Below are 23,890 nucleotides of genomic sequence, written 5' to 3'. Positions count from 1 at the left end.
GATCGGACGCGTTCGGCCCGATGGTCCCGTTCCGGAGAATGGGTGTCAGCCGCGACCGGGCCAGTCGATTCCGGGACGAACTCGGCTCGGAACTCGGGCTGAAGATACCGGCCACAGTGCTTTTCGACTACCCGCACCCCCAATCTCTGGTGGAATACCTACTGGGCGTGCTGGTGGCGGAGCCGGCCGGACCGGCCGCCGCCGACGCGGCCGGCCCGGCGCCGGCCCCGGCCGAGGAACCCATTGCCATCGTGGGGATGGCCTGCCGCCTGCCCGGCGGCGTGGAGTCGCCCGAGGACCTGTGGGAGCTGGTCGCCGCCGGCGTGGACGCGGTGGGCGAGTTCCCGGCCGACCGCGGGTGGGACCCGGATCTGCACGACCCCGACCCGACGCGATCGGGCACATCCATCACCCGTCAGGGCGGTTTCCTGCGGGACCCGGCCGGATTCGACGCGGAGTTCTTCGGGATCTCGCCGCGCGAGGCGCTGGGCATGGATCCGCAGCAGCGGCTGCTGCTGGAAATCGCCTGGGAGGCGATCGAGAACGCGGGCATCGACGCGGCCGGTCTCCGCGACAGCGACACCGGGGTGTTCACCGGCATCATCTACCAGGATTACCAGCGCGGAATGGAGTGGGCCCCGAAGCAGATCGAGGGCTACGCGCTCACCGGCTCGTTCACGAGCATGGCTTCCGGGCGAATAGCCTACTCACTCGGGCTGACCGGGCCGGCGATAACCGTGGACACGGCCTGTTCCGCATCGCTGGTGTCGATACATCTGGCCGCCCACTCGCTGCGCCGTGGGGAATGCGCGCTGGCGCTGACCGGCGGTGCGACGGTGATGACGAGCCCTGGCGTGTTCACCGAATTCAGCCGCAAGCGCGGGCTGTCCATGGACGGGCGGTGCAAGTCCTTCGCGGCCGCGGCGGACGGCACGGGCTGGGCCGAGGGCGCGGGCATGCTGGTGCTGGAGCGGCTGTCGGACGCGCGCCGCAACGGCCACCCCGTGCACGCCGTGATCCGCGGCTCCGCGGTCAACCAGGACGGCGCGTCCAACGGCCTGACCGCCCCCAACGGCCCCTCGCAGCAGCGGGTGATCCGGCGGGCGCTGGCCGACGCCGGCCTCACGCCGGCCGACGTCGACGCGGTCGAGGCGCACGGGACCGGGACCGCGCTCGGTGATCCAATCGAGGCCCAGGCCCTGATCGCCGCCTACGGCCAGGACCGCTCACAGCCGCTGTGGTTGGGCTCGCTGAAGTCCAACATCGGACACGCGCAGGCGGCGGCCGGGGTCGTCGGCGTGGTGAAGTCCGTGCTGGCGCTGCGAAACGAGACGCTGCCGCAGACCCTGCACGTGGACGCGCCGTCGCCGCACGTGGACTGGTCGGCCGGCTCGGTCCGGCTGCTGACCGAGGCGAGGCCGTGGCCGCGCGGTGACCAGCCGCGTCGGATCGGCGTGTCCGGCTTCGGTGCGAGCGGCACCAACGCGCACGTGATCGTCGAAGAGGCCCCGGCCGAGGATCAACCGCCCACGGTCGAGGAAACCCGTGTGCTGCGGCCGTTCGTGCTGTCGGCCCGAACGGCGGCGGCGCTGCCGGAGCAGGCCCGTCGGCTCGTCGCGCACCTGGATGATCACCCGGAGCTGCGGCTCGACGATGTCGCGTTGTCCTTGGCCACCAGCCGATCCGCCCTCGAGCACCGGGCGGTGCTGCTCGCGGCCGACCGTGACAGTCTGGTACGAGGGCTGTCCGCGCTGGGACCGACGCCCCCGCGGGTCACCGGCGCGGAGCGACGGGTGGCGTTCCTGTTCAGCGGCCAGGGATCGCAGCGCCCGCACATGGGACTTGAGCTGCGCGAACGGTTTCCGGTGTTCCGCGCCGCGTTCGACGAGGTCAGCCGGCAATTCGACCCGGCGCTGCGGGACGTGGTGTACGGGTCCGACACCGATCGGCTCGACCAGACGGAGTACACCCAGCCGGCGCTGTTCGCCTTCCAGGTGGCGGCTTTCCGGTCGTTGGCGCACTGGGGCATGACGCCGGAGTTCGTGGCCGGGCATTCGATCGGTGAGCTGGCCGCCGCCCATGTGGCCGGCGTGCTTTCCTTGCCGGACGCGGTCAAGCTGGTGACGGCGCGCGGCCGGTTGATGCAGGCGCTGCCGACCGGCGGCGTCATGGTCGCCGTCCAGGCGTCTGAGAAGGAAGTCCGCCCGCTGCTGCGTGACGGCGTCGATATCGCGGCGGTGAACGGCCCCCGGGCCGTGGTGCTGTCCGGCGACGAGGACGCGGTGTCGGCGGTGACGGATCGGTTGCCGGACAAGTGCAAGCGGCTCAACGTCAGCCACGCGTTCCACTCGGCCCGCATGGAGCCGATGCTCGCCGAGTTCCGGGCCGTCGCCGAGCAGATCGAGTTCCGGGCCCCGCAGATCGCCCTGGTGTCGAACCTGACCGGCGACCCGGTCGAGGTGGTCGACGCCGAGTACTGGGTCCGGCATGCCCGGGAAGCCGTGCGGTTCCACGACAGTGTGCGCTGGCTGCACGCCGAGGGCGTGACCGATTTCGTCGAGATCGGGCCGTCCGGCGCCCTGTCGGCGATGGCCCAGGCATGCCTGCCGACGGGCTCGGCGGCGGTCGTACCGGTGTCGACCAAACTCCAGCCGGAGACGCGGTCGATGCTCGCGGCCCTCGGCGAGCTGCACGTGCGCGGCGTGGCGATCGACTGGGGAGCAGTGCTGACCGGCCGGATCGTGCCACTGCCGACATATGCCTTCCAGCACAAGCGTTTCTGGCTGAACTACGGCTCCCGGCCGGGTCAGGCCGAGGCCACTGCGCCGACCGTGGCGGAACCGGCCGACCCTCAAGCGCCGGCGGGCCTGCTCGACGTGGTGTTGAAGGAGATGGCCGACGTGCTCGGCCACGACTCCCCCGACCAGGTGGCCCCGGACCTGGCCTTCAAGGACCTGGGCTTCGACTCCATCGGGCTGATGCTGCTGTCCGAGCAGCTGGCCGAGGCGACCGGCACTGCGGTGCCGGTGACGGCCCTGTACGACCACCCTTCCGCCACCAGCCTCGCCGGTTTCCTCGGCGCGCCAACGACAGTCGAGCAGGCTCCGGTAGACGAGTCCGTTGTGGACGATGAGGACATCGCGGTCATCGCCATGAGCTGCCGCTATCCCGGGGGCATCGGCTCGCCCGAGGACCTGTGGCGGGCGGTGGCCGAGGGCCTGGACCTGATCTCGGAATTCCCGGCTGATCGCGGCTGGGACCTGGACGCCCTGTACGACCCGGACCCCGACCACCCGTACACCTCCTACTCGCGGTCCGGCGGCTTTCTCGACGACGTGGCCGGCTTCGACGCGGAGTTCTTCGGCATCTCGCCCCGCGAGGCGCTGGCCATGGACCCGCAGCAGCGACTGGTGCTGGAGACCACCTGGGAGGCGTTCGAGCGCGCCGGCATCGACCCGGAATCCCTGCGCGGCAGCCGATCCGGCGTGTTCATCGGCGCCGACCGCAACGACTACGCGCAGCTGCTGCGGCAGCAGCCGGAGGCGGTCGGATACCTCACCACCGGCAGCATGCTGTCCGGCCGGGTGGCCTACACCTACGGCATGGAGGGGCCGGCGCTCAGCGTCGACACCGCCTGCTCGTCGTCCCTGGTCGCGATTCACCTTGCCGCCCAGTCGCTTCGTCGCGGCGAGTGCCCGCTGGCGCTGGCCGGCGGCGTCACGGTGATGGCCACGCCCGAGCCGTTCATCGCCTTCAGCCAGCAGCGGGGTCTCGCCGCCGACGGCCGGATCAAGTCGTTCGCCGAGGCGGCCGACGGCACCACCTGGTCCGAGGGTGTGGGTTTCCTTCTGCTGGAACGGGTTTCCGACGCCCGCCGCAACGGCCATCCCATCCACGCCCTGATCCGCGGCTCCGCGGTCAACCAGGACGGCGCGTCCAACGGCATCACCGCGCCCAACGGCCTGGCCCAGCAGCAGCTGATCCGCCAGGCCCTGGCCAACGCCAGCCTGCGACCGTCCGATGTGGACGCCGTCGAGGCCCACGGCACCGGAACCGTGCTGGGCGACCCGATCGAGGCCCAGGCGCTGATCGCCACCTACGGCCAGGACCGGGTCACCCCGCTCCGGCTGGGGTCGCTGAAGTCCAACATCGGCCACGCCCAGGCGGCGGCCGGAGTCGCCGGCGTCATCAAGATGGCGCAGGCCATGCGGCACGGGGTGCTGCCCAAGACCCTGCACGTCGACCGGCCATCATCCCAAGTGGACTGGACGGCCGGCGCGGTGGAGCTGCTCACCGAGTCCGTGCCGTGGCCGGTCGAGGACCGGCCACGGCGGGCCGGCGTGTCCTCGTTCGGCTTCTCCGGCACCAACGCCCACCTCATCCTCGAAGAGCCGGCGGAGTTCCCCGCGCCGCCGGCGCCCACCCGCCAGTTCACCCACACCCGGTTCTGGCCGGAGGACTCGGCGTCCCGACTGCCGGAGCCGGACCGGTCGCTGGCCGACCGGCTGGCCGCGATGCCCGACGAGGACCGCGGCCGGGTGCTGCGCAACCTGGTCCGCACCGAGGTCGCGACCGTGCTCGGCCACGCCGGGGTGGTGGCCGACACCCGCACGTTCAAGGAGCTCGGCTTCGACTCGCTGACCGTGACCACGCTCGGCAAACGCTTGCGGGCCGCGACCGGGCGCAACCTGCGGGACACCCTGGTGTTCGACTTCCCCACGCCGGCCGAGCTGGCCGCGCACATCGCCGAGGAGTTCCACCGGCGGGACGACCTGGCCCAGCTGGAGCTGTCGGTGGACACGCTGGACGACGAGTCCCGGGTCGCGCTGGCCGACCGGCTGCGCACCCTGCTGCGCCGGATCGAGCCGACCGCCGGCGACGACATCACCTCGGTCAGCAACGAGGAGATGTTCGCGCTGCTCGACCGCGAGCTCGGCTCGTCATGACGCACTGGAGAGCGACCCGCCATGCATGAGGAACAGAAGCTCCGCGACTACCTGAACCGGGCCGTGGCCGACTTGCGCCGCGCCCGGGAGCGGGTGCGCGAGCTGGAGGAGGCCGACCGCGAGCCGATCGCGATCGTGGGCATGGCCTGTCGCTATCCCGGCGGGGCGGCCACGCCGGAGCGACTGTGGCAGATCGTCTCCGACGGTGTGGACGCCGTGTCCGGCTTCCCCACCGATCGCGGCTGGGACGTGGCCGGCCTGTACGACCCCGACCCGAGCCAGCCCGGCCGCACCTACAGCACGGAAGGCGGTTTCCTGCACGACGCCGCCGACTTCGACGCGGAGTTCTTCGGCATCTCGCCCCGCGAGGCGCTGGCCATGGACCCGCAGCACCGGGTGGCGCTGGAGATCGCCTGGGAGGCGCTGGAGCGGGCCGGCATCGACCCGACCTCGTTGCGGGGCAGTCGATCCGGCGTGTTCGTCGGCGCCACGTACCAGGACTACGCCAGCCGCCTGCCCGGCGCGCCGCCGGAGCTTGAGGGCTATCTGGGCACTGTCAACACCTTCGCCGTGTTGTCCGGCCGACTGTCCTACACCTTCGGTTTGGAGGGGCCGGCGGTCAGCGTCGACACCGCCTGCTCCTCGTCGCTGACGGCGGCGCATCTGGCCGTGCAGTCCTTGCGTCGCGGCGAATGCTCGCTGGCCCTGGCCGGCGGTGTCACGCTGATGTTCACGCCCACCGCGTTCCTGGAGTTCAGCCGGCAGCGCGGCCTCGCGCCGGACGGCCGGTGCAAGGCTTTCGCCGCGGCCGCCGACGGGGTCGGGCTGGGCGAGGGCGCGGGAATGCTGGTGCTGGAACGGCTTTCCGACGCCCGGCGCAACGGCCATCCCGTCCACGCCCTGATCCGCGGCTCGGCCATCAACCAGGACGGCGCGTCCAACGGCCTGACCGCGCCCAATGGCCTGGCCCAGCAACAGGTCATCCGCCAAGCCCTGGCCGACGCCGGTCTGTCCACTTCGGACATCGACGTCGTCGAGGCGCACGGCACCGGCACCACCCTCGGCGATCCCATCGAGGCTTCGGCGTTGTTGGCCACCTACGGCCAGCAGCGCGCCAGTCCCCTGCGCCTGGGCTCGGTCAAGTCCAACATCGGCCACACCCAGGCCGCCGCCGGGGTCGCCGGCGTCATCAAGATGGCGCAGGCCATGCGGCACGGGACGTTCCCGAAGTCCCTGCACATCGACGCGCCCTCGCCCCAGGTCGACTGGAGCACCGGGTCCATCGAGCTGTTGGCCGAGCACCAGCCCTGGCCCGAGGCCGACCGGCCGCGCCGGGCCGCCGTCTCCGCGTTCGGCATCTCCGGCACCAACGCCCACATCATCCTGGAGCAGCCGCAGGCCGAGGAGACTTCCGCCCGGGCCGTGCCGACGCCGATGACCTGGGTGCTGTCGGCCCGATCCGAGGCCGCGTTCCAGGATCAGGTCGCACGGCTGCGCACGGTCGACGCCGACCCGGCCGACATCGCGCATTCCCTGGCCGCCAGGGCCAGATTCGAGCGCCGCGCGGTGGTCATCGGCGACACTCGGGCAGAGCTCACCGAAGGCCTGTCCGGGCTCACGCCCGGGATTGCCGGCGACACCGGCCGGATCGTGTTCGTGTATCCGGGCCAGGGCACGCAATGGCCCGGCATGGGCCGGGACCTGGTGGCGTCCAACGAGGTTTTCCGCGACGAGCTGACCGCCTGCAACGAAGCGCTTCAGCCGCTGACGGGTTGGTCGGTGCTGGACGTGATCAGAGGCGCCGACGGTGCGCCGTCGATGGACCGGGTCGACGTGGTGCAGCCGGTGCTGTTCTCCATGCTGGCCGCGCTGACCAAGATGTGGGAGTGGCTGGGCGTGCGGCCCGACGCCGTGGTCGGCCATTCGCAGGGCGAGATCGCCGCCGCCTACGTCGCCGGGGCGCTGTCCTTGTCCGATGCGGCCAGGATTGTCGCGCTGCGCAGCCGGGCCCTGCTGGCCCTGCGCGGACGCGGCACGATGCAGACCGTGCTCGCGCCCGAGGAGCAGGTCCGCGAGCTGTCGGACCGCTGGGACGCGGGGCTGTGGGTCGCCGGCGTCAACGGTCCGGCCAACGTGACGGTCGCCGGCGACGCCGAGTCGCTGTCCAAGCTGAACAAGGCGTTGTCCAAGGCCAAGTTGATGCGGTGGCAGCTGCCGGGAGTGGACTTCGCCGGCCATTCCGGCCAGGTGGAGGAGATCCGGGCCGAGTTGGCCGAGGTGCTGGCCCCGGTCACGCCGCTGACCCCGAAGCTGCCGATCTACTCCACTGTAGACCGTCAGTGGGTGGACGGGCCGACCATGGACGCCGGCTACTGGTTCCGCAACCTGCGCCAGACGGTGTGGTTCCGGTCGGCGGTCGAGCAGCTGACCGAGGCAGGCTTCGGCACGTTCGTCGAGGTCAGCCCGCATCCGGTGATGACCGTGGCGGTGCAGCAGACGGCCGAGGCCCTGGACCGGGACGTGATCGCCGTCGGCTCCCTGCACCGCGACACCAACGGCCCGCGCCGGATGCTGGCCAGCGCCGCCGAGCTGCACGTCCGTGGCGTGGACGTGACCTGGCCGACGCCGGGCAACCGGGTCGACCTGCCCACCTATCCGTTCCAGCGCCGACGGTTCTTCCTGGAGGCCCCGCGACTCAACCACGCTTCGGTGTCCACAGTGGACCGCTGGCGCTACCGGGTCGACTGGCAAGGCATCGCCGATCCCGCACCGGTCAACCCGGGCACGGTGCTGTTGGTGTCGGACACCGGTTCCGACGACGTGCGGCGGGGGCTCATCGCCCAAGGCGCGCGGGTGATCGACCTGGAGATCGCCAACCGGGAGAAGCTGGCGGCGGCACTGTCCGGTGTGGACGTGAACATCGTGGTGGCGGAGCTAGGGCTGGCGGGAACGCTGACTCTGACCCAGTCATTAGGCGATGCCGGCATCGACCGTCCACTGTGGTGTCTGACCCGAGAGGCCGCGACCAAGCCGGAGCTGGCCCAGGTCTGGGGGCTCGGCCGGGTCATCGGCCTGGAACACCCGCAGCGGTGGGGCGGCCTCGTCGACCTGCCCGAACACGTGGACGACGCCGTCGCTGCACGCCTGGCGGCGGTGCTGTCCGGTCCCGAGGACCAGATCCGGATCCGGCCGGCCGGCATCTTCGTGCGACGCCTGCGCCACGCGCCGCTGCCCACCGACCGTGCCGTCGGCGAATGGCGGCCGCGCGGCACGGTGCTGGTCACCGGCGGCACCGGCGCGGCCGGGGCGAACATCGCCCGGTGGCTGGTGCGGGATGGCGCGGAGCACGTGGTCCTGGCCAGCCGGCGCGGCCCGAACGCCCCGGGCGCGGCCGAGCTTCAGGCCGAACTCGGGGCCGCCGCCACGATCACCGCCTGTGACGTCGCGAATCGGGACGAACTCCAAGCCCTGCTGGCAAAACTGCCGGGTGAGCTCACCGCCGTGGTGCACGCCGCCGGCATCGGCGAGGCCGTGCCGATCAACGACCTGGCCGCCGACGACATCGCGGCGACCATGGCGTCCAAGGCCATCGGCGCCACGCACCTGGACGAACTGTTGGGAGACAAGGAACTCGACGCCTTCGTGCTGTTCTCCTCGCTGTCGAGCGTGTGGGGCGCGGGCGGGCAGGGCGCTTACGCCGCCGCCAACGCCCATCTCGACGCGCTGGCCGAGAACCGCCGCGCCCGGGGCCTGGCCGCGACCTCGGTGGCCTGGGGCTCCTGGGCCGGCGGCGGCATGGCCTCCGCCCCGGGGCAGCGGGAACAGCTTGACGCCGTTGGACTTCCGCCGATGGCCCCGGAGCTCAACATCCTGGCCCTGCGACAGGCCGTTGCCCTGGGCGAGGCCTGCGTGGCGGTGGCCGACGTGCGCTGGGACCGGTTCGCCCCCAGCTTCACCGCCCGGCGGCCGAGCCCGCTGCTCACCGAGATCCCGGAAGCGGCCCGCGCGATCGACGGAAACGTCGAGGAGACAACGGATCCCGGGCTACGGGGGCGTCTCGCGCCGCTGTCGGCCGACGACCGGCTGCGCACGGTGCTGACCCTGATCCGGACCGAGGCCGCGGCGGTGCTCGGCCACGACTCGCCCGACGACGTCCGGGCCGACCAGGCGTTCAAGGACATCGGTTTCGACTCGCTGACCGCGGTCGAGCTGCGCAACCGCCTGACCACGGCGACCGGCCTGCGGCTGTCGGTCACGGTGGCGTTCGACCACGCGGCCCCGGCGCGGCTGGCCGAACACCTGGTCTCCGAGCTCGTCCCCGAGGACCAGCCGACGGACCTTCTCCAGGAACTGGAGCGCTTCCAGGCCACGATCGCGGCCGCCGAACCCGACGGGGCGATCCGGACCGAGGTCGCGGCCCGGCTGCGGGCGCTGCTGCGAACCCTCGACGACGGGCCGTCCGCCGACGACGAGTTGACCGCCGACGAGGACGTGTTCGACGTGCTCAGCAAGGAGTTCGGCATCTCATGAACGAGGAGAAGCTCCGCCACGTCCTCAAGCAGGCCACGGTCGAGCTGCGCCAGGCCAGCCGGCGGGTGCGGGAGCTGGAGGAGGCCGACCGCGAGCCGATCGCGATCGTCGGCATGGCCTGCCGCTATCCCGGCGGCGTCGGCTCGCCCGAGGACCTGTGGCGGGTGGTCGCCGACGGCGTGGACGTGATCTCCGAGGCCCCCGGCGACCGGGGTTGGCACCTCGACGCGCTGTACGACCCGGAGCCCGGCAAGCCCGGCCGCACCTACGTCCGGCACGGCGGTTTCCTCCATGACGCGGCGGATTTCGACCCCGAGTTCTTCGGCATCTCGCCGCGCGAGGCGCTGGGCATGGACCCGCAGCAGCGCCAGCTGCTGGAGGCGTCGTGGGAGGCGTTGGAACGGGCCGGAATTCGGCCGTCGGCGCTGCGGGGCAGCCGCACCGGCGTGTTCGTCGGCATGTGCTACATGGGGTACGGAACCCGTGATCAGGACGTGGCCGAGGAGGTCTCCGGCTATCTGATCACCGGCGACGCGATGAGCGTGGCCTCGGGCCGGGTCGCCTACACGCTCGGGCTGGAGGGCCCGGCGATCACCGTGGACACCGCCTGCTCGTCTTCGTTGGTGTCGCTGCATTTGGCCGCCCAGTCGCTGCGCCGCGGCGAGTCCACGCTGGCATTGGCCGGCGGCGTGGCGGTGTTGGCCACCGCTCGCGGGTTCATCGAGTTCAGCCGGCAGCGTGGCCTGGCGGCGGACGGCCGCTGCAAGGCCTTCGCCGCCTCCGCCGACGGCATGGCCTGGGCCGAGGGCGTCGGAATGCTGGTGCTGGAACGGCTTTCCGACGCCGAGCGCAACGGCCACCGGGTGCTGGCCGTGATCCGCGGCTCCGCGATCAACCAGGACGGCGCGTCCAACGGCCTCAGCGCGCCCAGCCGTCCCGCCCAGGAACGGGTGATCCGCGACGCCCTGGACAGCGCCGGCCTCTCCCCTGCCGACGTCGACGCCGTTGAGGCCCACGGCACCGGCACCACCCTCGGCGACCCCATCGAGGCCTCGGCCCTGCTGGCCGCCTACGGCCGCGCCCGCCCGGCTGACCGTCCATTGTGGATCGGTTCCGTCAAGTCCAACATCGGTCACGCCCAGGCCGCCGCCGGCGTCGCGGGCGTGATCAAGATGGTGCAGGCCCTGCGGCACGGGGTGCTGCCCAAGACCCTGCACATCGAGCAGCCCACGCCGCACGTCGACTGGTCCGCCGGCGCCGTGTCCCCTTTGACCGAGGCCCAGCCGTGGCCGACCGTCGACCGCCCGCGCCGGGCCGCCGTGTCCGCGTTCGGCATCTCCGGCACCAACGCCCACGTGATCATCGAGCAGGCGCCGGCCTCGGCCGAGCCGGTCGCGTCCGGGGAAACCACCGCCCCGTGGGTACTCTCCGGCCGTTCCGCCGCCGCCCTCCAGGCCCAGGCCTCGCGCCTGCTCGCCCACGTGCAGGCTGTGGACCCCAACGACACCGACATCGCCTACTCCCTGGCCACGACGCGGGACAGTCACGAGCACCGGGCGGTGATCCTGGCCGATGGCCGGGGTGAGGCGCTGGCTGCCCTGGCCGACGGGCGGCCGGCCAACGGGCTGGTGCAAGGTGTTGTCGCGCCCGAACGCGGCAAGACCGTCTTCGTTTTCCCCGGTCAGGGCGCGCAATGGGCCGGCATGGCGGTCGAGCTGATGGCCGAGTCGCCGGTGTTCGCGGAGCGGATGGCCGAGTGCGAGGCCGTGTTCGACGGGCTGGTCGACTGGTCGCTACGGGAGGTGCTGGCCGATTCCGCACTGCTGGAGCGGGTCGATGTGGTCCAGCCGGCGCTGTTCGCGGTGATGGTGTCGCTGGCCTTGCTGTGGCGGTCGTACGGGGTCGAGCCGGACGCGGTGGTGGGCTCGTCTCAAGGGGAGATTGCGGCGGCCTGTGTGGCCGGTGCGCTCAGTCTTGACGACGCGGCGGCGGTGGTGGTCCTGCGGAGCCAGGCCATCGCCGAGGATCTGGCCGGGCGCGGCGGCATGATGTCGGTGGCGCTCGCCGTGGACGACGTGACGGCGCGGATTCGCCGCTGGGAAGGCCGAATCTCGGTCGCGGCAGTCAACGGGCCGACGGCGGTCGTCGTGGCCGGCGAGCCGGCGGCGCTGGACGAGCTGTTCGCCGAGTTGGAGCCGGCGGAGGTTCGGGTCCGGCGCATTCCCGTGGACTACGCCTCGCACTCGGAGCAGGTCGAGTCGATCAAGGACCGGCTGTTGGCGGCCATGGCGTCGATCACGCCGGTCGCCGCGACGACACCGCTGTGGTCCACGGTGACCGGTGACGTTGTCGACACGTCGACCTTCGATGCCGAGTACTGGTACCGGAATCTTCGCCAGACCGTGCGCTTCGCCGACACCGTCGATGCGCTGCTCCGAGCCGAGCACACGGTCTTTGTGGAGATGAGCCCGCATCCGGTGCTGACGGCCGCGATCCAGGAGACCGCCGAGGCGGCCGGGATCGAGGCCCTGGTCACCGGAACGCTGCGCCGCGACGACGGCGGCGAGTCCCGGTTCCAGCGCAGTGTCGCCGAGCTGTACGTCGGCGGCGTCGACGTGACCTGGCCGGTGGCCGGTCACCATGTCGACTTGCCCACTTATGCCTTCCAGCGGCAGCGTTACTGGCTGGAGGCCGGCACATCGGCCGCTCCATCCATTGTGGACGGACTGCGGTATCGCGTCGCCTGGGAGGAGTTCCCGCACGCCGAGGCCGCGCCGACCGGCAGTTGGCTGGTGCTGGCCACCCCGGGCGACGAGCGGGCCGAGGCCATCGCCCAGGCCCTGGGGGCCGAGGTGCGGTTCGGGACCGACACACTCCCCGGCTACGACAACGTTGTGGCATTGCTGCCGGCACTCGGCGTGCTGGAAGTGGTGCAGGCGCTGGTCGGCGGCCACACGCGGCTGTGGTGCCTGACCTCGGGCGCAGTGTCGGTGCACGGCGAAACGCAACGGCCGGAACAGGCCCAGATCTGGGGTCTGGGCCGGGTGGTCGCCCTCGAACACCCGCAGCTGTGGGGCGGCCTGGTCGATCTGCCCGACGAACTCGACGACCAGACGCTGGCCCGGCTGCGCGCCGTGCTGGCCGACGCCCGGCAAGAGGATCAGCTGGCGATCCGCGACGGCAATGTCCACATGCGACGGTTGCGGCGGGCGCCGCTCGGATCGGTTCCCCCGAGCCGGGATTGGCAGCCGGCCGGCACGATCCTGGTCACCGGCGACGGCAGCCCGGTCACCTCGCACGTCGTGCGGTGGCTGGCCCGCGAGGGCGCCGAGCGCATCGTGCTCGCCGGCGCCGGGCCCGATCAGGAGGAGCTCCGGGCCGAGCTCGAACAGCACGGCGCGGAGCTCGGCGTCATCGACCACGACCTCACCGACCGCGACGAGCTGTCGTCCCTGTTGCGGGCGTTCGCGCCGATCCGGGCCGTGGTGCACGCCGCCGGCCTCGGTCGGCTGGCGCCGATAACCCGGCTGAGACAAGAGGAATACGCCGAGGTGGTGGTGTCCAAGGCCGGCGTCGCCGAGCTCCTGGACGAGGTCTTCGACTACGACCTGGACGCGTTTGTCCTGTTCTCCTCGGTCACCGGCGTCTGGGGCAGCGGCGATCACGCCGCCTACGCCGCCGCCAACGCCCACCTCGACGCGCTGGCCCAGCGGCGGCGGGCCCGGGGGCTGCGGGCGACCTCGATCGCCTGGGGGCTGTGGGACATCGGCGGCGACCAGTCCGAACACCGGTTGCGCGGCACGGGTTTCCTCCGCCCGACGGTAGCCTGCGAGGCGCTGCGGCAGGCCCTGGCCCACGACGAGACCACCGTGACGGTGGCCGAGGTCGACTGGGAGCGGTTCGTTCCCGTCTTCGCCTCGGCCGGGCCGCGCCCGCTGCTGCTCGGCGTGCCGGAGGCCCGGCGGCTCCTGGAATCCGATGACACGGAGGCGGATTCCCCACTGCGGCAACGGTTGCTGGCCCTGTCCGCGCCCGAGCGCCACCGGGCGCTGCTCGATCTCGTGCGCGGCCACGCGGCGCTGGTCCTCGGATTCACCGGCCCCGAGGCGGTGTCGCCCAAGCGGCCGTTCAAGGATCTGGGCATCGACTCGCTGACGGCAGTCGAGGTCCGCAACCGGCTCAATGCGGAGGTCGGCTTCCGGCTGCCGGCCACGCTGGTGTTCGACTACCCCACCCCCGAGACGCTGGCCGGCTTCATCCGGTCCGAGCTGCTGGGCGAGGCCGACGAGCCGGTCACCGCGACCACGGTCGCCAGGGCCGTCGACGAGCCGATCGCGATCGTGGCCATGAGCTGCCGGTTCCCCGGCGGCGTGACCTCACCCGAGCAGCTCTGGCAGCTGGTCGACGAGGGCCGGGACGTGGTCGGCTCGTTCCCGTCCGACCGGGGCTGGGACCGGAGCTGGTACGACGCCGAGCCGGGCACGCCCAACAAGTCCTATGTCTGGCGCGGCGGTTTCCTGGCCGGGTTCGCCGACTTCGACCCGGCGTTCTTCGAGATCAACCCGCGTGAGGCGCTGATCATCGACCCGCAGCAGCGGCTGCTGCTGGAGGCCTCGTGGGAGCTGCTGGAGCGGGCGGCCATCGACCCGGCGACGCTGCGCGGCAGCCGGACCGGCGTGTTCGTGGGCAGCAACATCCAGGACTACGCCGCCCACGTGCTGCGCGGCGACGACCTGACCGGCGGCTACGCCGGCGTCGGTAACGCCGCGAGCGTTATGTCGGGCCGGGTCGCCTACGTATTCGGGCTGGAGGGCCCGGCGATGACCGTGGACACGGCCTGCTCGTCCTCGCTGTCGGCGATCCACCTGGCCGTGCAGGCGCTGCGGCACGGCGAATGCCCGCTGGCGTTGGCCGGCGGCGTGACCACCATGTCGTCCCTGCTCAGCTACGTGGAGTTCAGCCGCCAGCAGGGGCTGGCCGCCGACGGGGTCTGCCGGGCGTTCTCCGGCGACGCCGATGGAACCGTGCTCTCCGAGGGCCTGGGGCTGCTGTTGCTGGAGCGGCTGTCCGACGCCGAGCGCAACGGCCACGAGGTGCTGGCGGTGATCCGCGGCAGCGCGGTCAACCAGGACGGGGCGTCCAACGGCCTGTCCGCGCCCAATGGTCCGTCACAGCAGCGGGTGATCCGGGCGGCGCTGGCCGACGCCGGGATGACCGCCGCCGACATCGACGTCGTCGAGGCCCACGGCACCGGCACCAAGCTCGGCGATCCCATTGAGGCGCAAGCGATTCTGGCCACCTACGGCCAGGACCGGGAGACCCCGCTGTGGCTGGGGTCGCTGAAGTCCAACATCGGCCACGCCCAGGCGGCGGCCGGGGTGGCCGGCGTGATGAAGATGGTGCTGGCCATGCGGCACGGGGTGCTGCCCAAGACCCTGCATGTCGCCGAGCCGACGCCGCACGTGGACTGGACCGCCGGAAACGTGGAGTTGCTGACTGAGGCCCGGCCTTGGCCGGCGACCGGGCATCCGCGCCGGTTCGGCGTCTCCTCGTTCGGCCTGTCCGGCACCAACGCCCACATCATCGTGGAGCAGGTGTCGACCCCGGAACCCGTTGTGCCCCAGGCCCCGGCGGACGAGATCGTCGCGCTTCCGTTGTCGGCCAAGACCGATCAAGCCCTGGCCGCCCAGGCCGCCGGTCTGGACGAAGCGGTCACGGCCTTCAGGCCGGCCGACGTCGGCTATTCCCTGGCCACGACGCGAACTACGCATGATCACCGGGCCGTGATCGTCGGCGGTGACGTGCGGGCCGGGCTGGCGGCGCTGGCTTCCGGCGCGGCGGCGGAGAACGTCGTGCGCGGCGTGGCCCGGGGCGAGGCCGAGGTCGTGTTCGTGTTCCCCGGCCAGGGTTCCCAGTGGGAAGGCATGTGCCGCGACCTGCTGGAGACCTCGCCGGTGTTCCGCGCCGAGCTGACGACGTGCTCGGCGGCGTTCGAGTCCTTGCTGGGCTGGTCGGTGCTGGACGTGGTGCGGGGTGCGCCGGACGCGCCGCCGCTGGCCCGGATCGACGTGCTCCAGCCGACCTTGTTCTCGGTGATGGTGTCGCTGGCGGCGGTGTGGCGGTCGTGGGGCGTGGCGCCGGCGGCCGTGACCGGGTCCAGCCAGGGCGAGATCGCCGCCGCCTACGTGGCCGGTGAGATCGACCTCGCCGACGCCGCCCGCGTGGTCGGCCTGCGCAGCCGGTTGTTACAGGAACACTTGGTGGGCAAGGGAGTGCTGGCCTCGGTCTCGCTGCCGGTCGACCGGATCCGGGACCGGCTCGCGGCTTTCGGCGGTGCGCTGAGCGTGGCCGGGGTGAACTCCCCCACCTCGGTCACCGTCGCCGGTGATGTGGCGACGGTGGAGAAGCTGGTGGCGGAGCTGACCGCCGAGGGAATCCGGGCCCGTGTGGTGGCGTCCTCGGTGGCGACGCACTGCGACCAGGTCGACCGCATCCGGGACGAGGTAGCCGCGGTGCTGGCCCCGGTCACCGCTCGGCCGGGATCGGTCCCATTCTTCTCGTCGGTCACCGGTTCCCGTCAGGCCGCCGGCACGCTGGACGGGGCGTACTGGCTGGCCAACATGCGGGAGCCGGTGCGGTTCGAGGACGCCGTCCACGGGCTGCTCGACGCCGGGCACCGGATTTTCCTTGAGGTGAGCCCACATCCGACCATGGCGGTGCCGATCCAGGAGATCCTCGACGAGGCCGCGCCCACGGCGACGGTCCTGGGGTCGTTGCGGCGCAACGAGAACGGCCGCCAGCGGATGCTCACCGCGCTGGCCGAGCTGCACGTGCGGGGCGTGCCGGCGGACTGGTCGGCGACCTTCGCCGAGGGCAGCGTCCGCCGGGTGGAGCTGCCGACGTATCCGTTCCAGCGCAGCCGGTTCTGGCCGGACTACGCCGGGCAGCAGGTCGAGGACAGCCCGCTGGGCCATCCGCTGCTGACCTCGACGCTGTCGCTGGCCGACGGCGACGGCTTGGTGGCGCAGGGGCGGCTGGCCGCGAACCAGCCGTGGCCGGCCGGGGAAACGCTGCCGGCCGCGGCCTTGGTCGAACTGTCCATTCGGGCCGGTGACGAGGTCGGCTGCGATGTCCTGGCCGAGCTGGAACTCGGCGCTGCGCTGGTGGTCCCGACCGAAGGGGCCCGTCAGCTCCAACTTCGGATCGGGTCGGCCGACGCCGAGGATCGCCGAGCCTTCACCTTGCACTCCAAGGCCGACGGCGAGGCGTGGGTGGCCAACGCCACGGGTGTGCTGGCGGTCGGCGCGGCCGTGCCGGAGTTCGACATGACCGAATGGCCGCCGCCGGGCGCGGTCCTGGATGGCGACCGGATGTGGCGGCACGGCGACGAGACCTTCGCCGAAGTGCGGATCGACGAGGACGACAACCGGTTCCTCATCCACCCCGCGCTGTTGGCCGCCGCCGTGTCGACCGACCGGATTCCCGTTCACTGGCAAGGGTTCTCGCTGTACGCCGCCGGGGCCCGGGCCCTGCGGGTCCGGACGACGAAGATCGGCGACAACGCCGTCTCCGTGCAGCTGGCCGACCAGTTCGGCCAACCGGTGGCGTCGGTGGAATCCCTGACCTACGGCGCGCCGAAGCCGGCGTCAGTGAGCGATTCCCTGTACGGCCTGGACTTCGTCCACATTCCGTCACGAGCAACGATTCCGGAGCACGTGCTCGTCGACGACCTGGACGCGATCGGTCTCGTTCCGCCGCTGGTGTTCCTCACCCTGCACGCGACCGATCCCCACGCGGCGACCGCCCAGGCGGCTGCGGCCGTGCAGAAGTGGCTGGCCGAGGAGAGGTTCGCCGATTCGCGGCTCGCGGTGGTCACTCGAAGGGCCGTGCCCACCGATGACGTGACCGATCTGGCGCACGCCCCGGTGTGGGGCCTGATCCGGTCCGCGCAGTCGGAGCACCCGGACCGGTTCCTCCTGGTCGACACCGACGGCAGCGACGTCTCGCCGGCGGCGGCGACCACCGAGCCCCAGGTGATCATCCGTGATGGCCGACTGCTCGCGCCTCGGCTGGTCCGAATGGCCGCACCGGCAAGCAAACCCGAGCCGTTCGATCCCGAGGGCACGGTCCTGGTCACCGGCGGCACCGGCTCCCTGGCCGGCCTGCTGGCCCGGCACCTGGTCGCCAACCGTGGCGTTCGGCACCTGCTGCTGGTCAGCCGCAGCGGCGAAAACGCCGAGGGCGCAACGGAACTGGCGGCGGGGCTGACCGACGCCGGGGCCCAGGTGCGGATCGCCGTTTGTGACGTGGCCGACCGGACCGCGCTGGCCGAGTTGTTGGCCACGGTGGACCGCCCGCTCACTGCCGTGATCCACACCGCCGGTGTGCTCGACGACGGCCTGGTCACGGCGCTGACCCCGGCGCAGATCGACACCGTGCTGCGGCCCAAGGCCGATGCGGCGCTGGCCCTGCACGAGCTGACCAAGGACCAGCCGCTGAAGGCGTTCGTGCTCTACTCCTCGGCGGCGTCGGTGCTGGCCGGCGCCGGCCAGGGCAACTACGCGGCGGCCAACGCCTATCTGGACGCCCTGGCGGCCCAACGCCGAGCCAGCGGATTGCCGGCGGTCAGCCTGGGTTGGGGCTACTGGTCCCAGGCCAGTGGCATGACCCGGCACCTGGATCGCGGCGGGCTCACCGACCGCATGGCCCGCACCGGAGTGCTGCCGATCTCCGCCGCCGACGGCCTCGCGCTGTTCGACGCGGCGATCAGCGGGACCCAGCCAGTGGTGTTCCCGCTGCGGCTGGACCACGCGGTGCTGCGGGCCCGCGCCAACGTCACGCCGCTGCCTTCGGTGCTGCGCAACCTGATCCGCACCACTGCCCGTCGCATCGTCCAGGATGTGGCGGCAAACGAGGCCTCGCCGGCCGAGCGCCTGGCCGGCCTGAGCCCGGCCGCGCAGGAGGAGGCGTTGCTGGAGCTGGTGCGCGGGGTCGTGGCCGGCGCGCTCGGGCACGCCTCGGGCGCGGAGGTCATACCGGACAAGACGTTCAAGGAGCTCGGCTTCGACTCGTTGACGTCGGTCGAGATGCGCAACCGCCTCGGCGCGGCCACCGGCCTGCGGTTGCGGGCCACCGTGGCCTTCGACCACCCCACGCCGGTCACCATGGCCGGTTTCCTTCGCGGGCAACTGTTCCCGGAAGCGGACGGCCTGGACTCGATGGACCTGTCCGCGCTGATCGATCTGGCCCTGGAAGGCGACCGCTCGTGACCGTTGATCCCAAGAGCGTCGATGTCGACAGACTGGCGGCCGCGCTGCGGGCGGCCATGCGGGAGAACGAGCGGCTCAAGCAGCAGGCCTCGCGCCGGGACGAACCGGTGGCCATCGTCGGCATGGCCTGCCGGTTCCCCGGCGGTGTCACGACGCCGGACGAGCTCTGGGATTTCGTGGCCCAGGGCCGGGATGCCATCGGGGCCGTGCCCGCCGACCGGGGTTGGCACACCGAAGGCCTGCCCGGCGGCGGTTTCCTGCACGACGTCGCCGACTTCGACCCGGAGTTCTTCGGCCTGACCGACGACGAGGCGCTGGCCGCCGATCCACAGCAGCGGCTGCTGCTGGAGACGTCGTGGGAGGCGTTCGAGCGGGCCGGCATCGACCCGGCCTCGTTGCGCGGCACCAGAACCGGCGTGTACGCCGGGGTGATCTTCCACGACTACAGCTACCGGCTGCCCCGGCCGGCGCCGGTGGCCGGGCACACCTACTTCGGCAGCGCCGGCAGCATCGCGGTCGGCCGGCTGGCCTACACCTACGGCTTCGAGGGCCCGACGATGTCCCTGGACACGGCCTGCTCCTCGTCGCTGGTGGCTCTGCACCTGGCCGTACAGGCCTTGCGCCGCAACGAATGCTCACTGGCCCTGGCCGGCGGGGTGGCGGTGATGGCGACGACGGAGATGTTCGAGGAGAGCGCCCGTTACGACGACGCCCTGTCCCCCGACGCCCGCTGCAAGTCGTTCGCCGCCTCGGCCGACGGCATGGGGTTGGGCGAGGGCATCGGCCTCGTGGTGGTCGAGCGGCTGTCCGACGCGCGGCGCAACGGCCATCCGGTGTTGGCCATCGTGCGCGGCAGCGCGGTGGCCCAGAGTGGCAGCGGAAACGGCTTCACCGCGCCGAACGGGCCGTCCCAGGAGCGGCTGATCCGAGCCGCCCTGGCCGACGCCGGCCTGACGCCGGCCGAGGTCGACGCCGTGGAGGCGCACGGCACGGCGACCCCGGTCGGCGACCCGATCGAGGCCAACGCGCTGCTGACGATTTACGGCCAGCAGCGGGCCAATCCGGTGCTTGTCGGCTCGATGAAGTCGAACTTCGGCCACACACAGGCAGCGGCCGGGGTCGGCGGCGTGATCAAGATGGTCCAGGCCATGCGTCACGGGCTGCTCCCCCGCACCCTGCACGTCGACCAACCCACCCCGCAGGTGGACTGGTCCGAGGGTGCGCTGCGACTGCTCACCGAGGCGGAACCCTGGCCGGCCACCGGAAAGCCGCGCCGGGCGGCGGTGTCGGCGTTCGGCGTCAACGGCACCTTGGCCCACGTGCTCCTGGAACAACCCGAGCCGGAGCAACCAGCGCCGGCCAAGCCCGCCCCGACGACCATCGTCTGGCCGCTGTCCGGGCACACCCCCGACGCGTTGCGCGCGCAGGCGGCTCGGCTGCTGGAGCACTGCACCAAACACGAGGACCTGGACCCGGTCGACGTGGCGTATTCGCTGTCCCGGCGGGCCAAGCTGGCCCACCGGGCCACAGTGTCCGGTGTGGACACCGCATCGCTCTTGAACGGCCTGGCCGCCGTGGCCGACGGCCACGGCACTGACGATTCCACTATGGACGTATCCGACGGGCGGCTCGTGGCCTTGCCCACGTACGCCTTCCAGCGCCGACGGTTCTGGCTGGAGAAGGAGGCTCGATGACAGACGCGCTGGTGATCCTGGGGGCCGGCGTGATGGGGACGGGCATCGCCACCCTCGCCCTGGTGCACGGCACACCCGTGACTCTCGTTGACACGACTGAGGAAGCGCTGACCGCCGCCCGCCGGACCATCGCCAAGGGCCAGCGCATGGCCCAGCTGATGGGCGCCGCGCCGGAAGGCGTCAAGCCGGCCGAGCTGACGACGTCCGTCGACCTGGCCGAGGCGCTTGCCGCCCGCCCGGTGCTGGCCGTGATCGAGGCGATCACCGAGGACGCTGCCCTCAAGGCCGAGGTGCTCGGACGGGTCGCGGTCGCGGTCAAGCCCGGCACGCCGGTGGTGACCAACACGTCCTCAATCCCGATCGACGAGCTGGCCGACGCCGTGGCCCGGCCCGAGGACCTGCTCGGCGTGCACTTCATGAACCCGTCGTACCTGATCAGCACGGTCGAACTGGCCCGCGGCCGCCGCACCGGCGATGCCGCCGAACAGGCCGCCGTCCGAGTGCTGGAGTCCTGGCGGCGCAAGGTGATCGTCGTCAGCGACGCGCCCGGCTTCGTGACCAGTCGGCTGCTCCACCCGATGATCAACAACGCCGCCCGGGTGGTGCAGGAGGGCACCGCCTCGGTGTCCGAAGTGGACGCCCTGATGCAGGGCTGCCTGGGCCACCCCACCGGCCCGCTGCGCACGGCCGACCTGATCGGCATCGACAACCTCGTCGACTCCCTGCGGGTGCTGCACGAACGCACCGGCGACGAGAGCTGCCGGCCCTGCGAGCTGTTGCTGTCCAAGGTCCGCGACGGCCACTTCGGCCGCAAGACCGGACGTGGCTTCTACGAGTACGGAGACGCGCTGTCATGAGCACGAACACCGAGGTCCAGGACAAGCTGCTGGCCTTCCTGCGCGAGCGGACCGGCCAGGAGTGGACCGTGGACCGGGACCTGTTCGCCGAGGGCGGGCTGTCCTCGCTGTTCGCCATGGAACTGGTGGTGCAGCTGGAAAGCACGTTCGACATCGAGGTGGCGGGGCCGGACCTGCAACTGGCCAACTTCCGCACGGTGACGGCGATGTCCGAGCTGGTGGCCCGGTTGCGGCTCGAGACCGATGACTGATCGGGCCGCGCTGGTCGGCGATCTGGTCGGGGACCGGGCCGACGAGTGGGACCGCACCGGCCTGCTGCCGGCGGACGTGCTGCTCAAGCTGGGCGAGAACGGCCTGCTGTGCGCGCAGGTTCCGGTCAAGCACGGCGGACTCGGGTTGAGCAGCCGGGAGAACGGCGAATTCACCGCCGAGGTCGGCCGGCTGTGCAGTTCCCTGCGCAGCGTCATGACCTCGCAGGGCATGGCCGCTTGGACCATCCAACGCCTGGGCGACCGGCGCCAGCGTGAGAATCACCTGCGGCGCTTGGCCACCGGCACGCTCGCTGCCGTCGGTTTCAGCGAACGCCATGCCGGCAGCGACCTGTCGGCCATGGAGACGACGATCACCGCCGACGGTGACGAGGTGATGGTCAACGGACACAAGGTTTGGACGACGGCCGCCCACTACGCCGACGTGATTGTCGTGTTTGGACGGTACGAGGACGGGGCCGCCGCCGCGCTGGTGCCGGCCGATGCGCCGGGCGTGACCATCGAGCGGATCGTCGATCCCCTGGGCTGTCGGGCCGCCGGCCACGCCAACATCCGGCTTGACAGCGTTCGCTTGCCGGCCGAGAACGTGCTCGGCGGGGCCGGCGCGGCGCTGCCGCTGCTGGTGACCTCGGCGCTGGCGTACGGCCGGATGTCGGTGGCCTGGGGCTGTGTCGGCATCCTCGCCGCCTGCCTCGCCGCCGCGACCGGGCACGCCGCCAGGCGCGAGCAGTTCGGCCAGCCGCTGGCCAGCCACCAGCTCGTCGCCGGACACCTGGCCGATCTGTACGTGGCCGAGCAGACGGCCCGGCGGGCTTGCGAGCACGCGAGCCGGTGCTGGGACGAGGGATCGCCGGAGATGGTGACCGCCGCCGTGCTGGCCAAGCACGTCAGCGCCACCCAGGCCGCCGCCGGCGCGGCGACCGCCGTGCAGGTCCTGGCCTCGGCCGGCAGCCTGGACGGGCACGTTGTCGCACGGGCTTATCGGGACGCCAAGCTGATGGAGATCATCGAGGGCAGCAGCGAGCTGTGCCGGCTGCTGCTGGCGCAGCACGCCGTCAGCCGGAAGGGGGAGCGCGCGTGAGCAAGGTCGTCAAGTGCGTGGTGTGGGACCTGGACAACACGCTCTGGCGTGGCACTCTCCTCGAGGACGGCGACGTAGAACTGGCCGAAGGCGTCAAGGAGGTTCTGGCCGAGTTGGACGGGCGGGGCATCCTGCACGCCGTGGCCAGCAAGAACGACCACGACCTGGCCTGGGCCCGGCTGGAGAAGCTGGGCGTGGCCGAGTACTTCCTGACCCCGCGGATCGGCTGGGGCGCGAAGTCGGTGTCGGTGCGGGAGATCGCCGAGGAGCTCAACTTCGCCCTCGACACGGTGGCCTTCGTCGACGACCAGGCGGCCGAGCGGGCCGAGGTCGCCTACGCGCTACCCGAGGTCCGGTGCTACCGGGCCGAGGACGCACTGTCCCTTATGGACCTTCCCGAGTTCACGCCAACGTCCATCACGGTGGATTCCCGGCGGCGGCGGCAGATGTACCAGGCCGGGCAGCGGCGCACCGCCGCCCGCAGCGAGTTCACCGGGCCGGACGAGCAGTTCCTGCGGTCGCTGGAGCTGCGCATGACCATCGACCCGGCCGGCGAGGAGGCGTTGACCCGGCTGGAAGAGCTCACGCTGCGCACCAGCCAGATGAACGCCACCGGCGTGCACTACTCGGACAGCACACTTCGGGGCCTGCTGACCGATCCCCGGCACGAGGTGCTCGTCGTCACCATGTCCGACCGCTTCGGCGATCACGGCGCCGTCGGCATCGTGCTGTTGGAGAAGTTGGGTCCGGCCTGGCATCTCAAGCTGCTGGCCACGTCCTGCCGGGTCGTCACCTGGGGCGCCGGCTCGACCATCCTGTCCTGGCTGACCGACCAGGCCGCCCGGGCCGGCGTGCACCTGATCGCCGATTTCCGCCGCACGGACCGCAATCGCATGATGGAGATCGCCTACCGGTTCGCCGGCTTCGACGACCAGGACTGCGCCTGCCGGTCCGCCGTCGCCGGCGGCGAGGACATCCAGCGCCTGCACCTGATCCCGTCCCGCCAGCAGCCCTCACCCACGGTGACCGTGGTGGCCACCGACGTCGCCGCCCCGGTCTAGCTCCCGCCTCAGCAGCGGTTTTGATGTCATGAAGGGCCCCATACTGACGTTGAACGTGAGGAAGGGCCCCTTCATGACACCGAACAGTACTTTGTCAGGGAGTGTGGTTTGATCTTGTGCTGTGGATCTTGGTCAGGTGGAGTCGCTCAATGACGAGTTGACCCGGTTTGTGGCGGAGGTTTT

The 23,890-nt window shown here is 71.8% G+C and carries 6 protein-coding genes and 2 pseudogenes; all 8 read left to right on the top strand.

Annotated features, from left to right (window positions below; translation table 11 throughout):
* The first annotated feature begins 20 nt into the window (after positions 1 to 20).
* The 8 genes and pseudogenes from ACIG5F_RS27035 to ACIG5F_RS27000 all read left to right on the top strand — a co-directional run bounded on the left by ACIG5F_RS27035 (position 21) and on the right by ACIG5F_RS27000 (position 23,707).
* Positions 21 to 4,946 (top strand): beta-ketoacyl synthase N-terminal-like domain-containing protein, encoded by a 4,926-nt coding sequence (locus tag ACIG5F_RS27035; protein WP_396522425.1) that lies wholly within the window; start codon positions 21 to 23, stop codon positions 4,944 to 4,946.
* Between the two features lie 33 nt (positions 4,947 to 4,979).
* Positions 4,980 to 9,476: pseudogene (locus tag ACIG5F_RS27030) on the top strand (SDR family NAD(P)-dependent oxidoreductase); the annotation flags it as partial.
* Between the two features lie 92 nt (positions 9,477 to 9,568).
* Positions 9,569 to 18,745: pseudogene (locus ACIG5F_RS27025) on the top strand (SDR family NAD(P)-dependent oxidoreductase); the annotation flags it as partial.
* Positions 18,742 to 20,439 carry a type I polyketide synthase gene (locus tag ACIG5F_RS27020; protein ID WP_396522079.1) on the top strand — a complete coding sequence of 566 codons (1,698 nt, stop codon included), beginning with the start codon at positions 18,742 to 18,744 and terminating at the stop codon, positions 20,437 to 20,439. The pseudogene ACIG5F_RS27025 and the gene ACIG5F_RS27020, both read left to right, overlap by 4 nt.
* Positions 20,436 to 21,296, top strand: coding sequence for a 3-hydroxyacyl-CoA dehydrogenase family protein (locus ACIG5F_RS27015; protein WP_396522077.1), 861 nt, complete (start codon positions 20,436 to 20,438; stop codon positions 21,294 to 21,296). The genes ACIG5F_RS27020 and ACIG5F_RS27015 overlap by 4 nt, the downstream gene beginning before the upstream one ends.
* Complete coding sequence (locus ACIG5F_RS27010) at positions 21,293 to 21,547, top strand: acyl carrier protein (protein WP_396522075.1); 255 nt, start codon at positions 21,293 to 21,295, stop codon at positions 21,545 to 21,547. The genes ACIG5F_RS27015 and ACIG5F_RS27010 overlap by 4 nt, the downstream gene beginning before the upstream one ends.
* Positions 21,540 to 22,646 (top strand): acyl-CoA dehydrogenase family protein, encoded by a 1,107-nt coding sequence (locus ACIG5F_RS27005; protein WP_396522073.1) that lies wholly within the window; start codon positions 21,540 to 21,542, stop codon positions 22,644 to 22,646. The genes ACIG5F_RS27010 and ACIG5F_RS27005 overlap by 8 nt, the downstream gene beginning before the upstream one ends.
* On the top strand, positions 22,643 to 23,707 hold the full coding sequence (locus ACIG5F_RS27000; RefSeq protein WP_396522071.1) for an HAD-IIIC family phosphatase: 1,065 nt from the start codon (positions 22,643 to 22,645) through the stop codon (positions 23,705 to 23,707). The genes ACIG5F_RS27005 and ACIG5F_RS27000 overlap by 4 nt, the downstream gene beginning before the upstream one ends.
* The last annotated feature ends 183 nt before the right edge of the window (positions 23,708 to 23,890 follow it).

It is taken from the genome of Kutzneria sp. NPDC052558 (genome assembly GCF_044547355.1).
In the GTDB taxonomy this organism is placed as follows: domain Bacteria; phylum Actinomycetota; class Actinomycetes; order Mycobacteriales; family Pseudonocardiaceae; genus Kutzneria.
The sequence above is the reverse complement of the archived record's forward strand: the minus strand, read 5'-3'. Positions and strand labels throughout refer to the sequence as shown.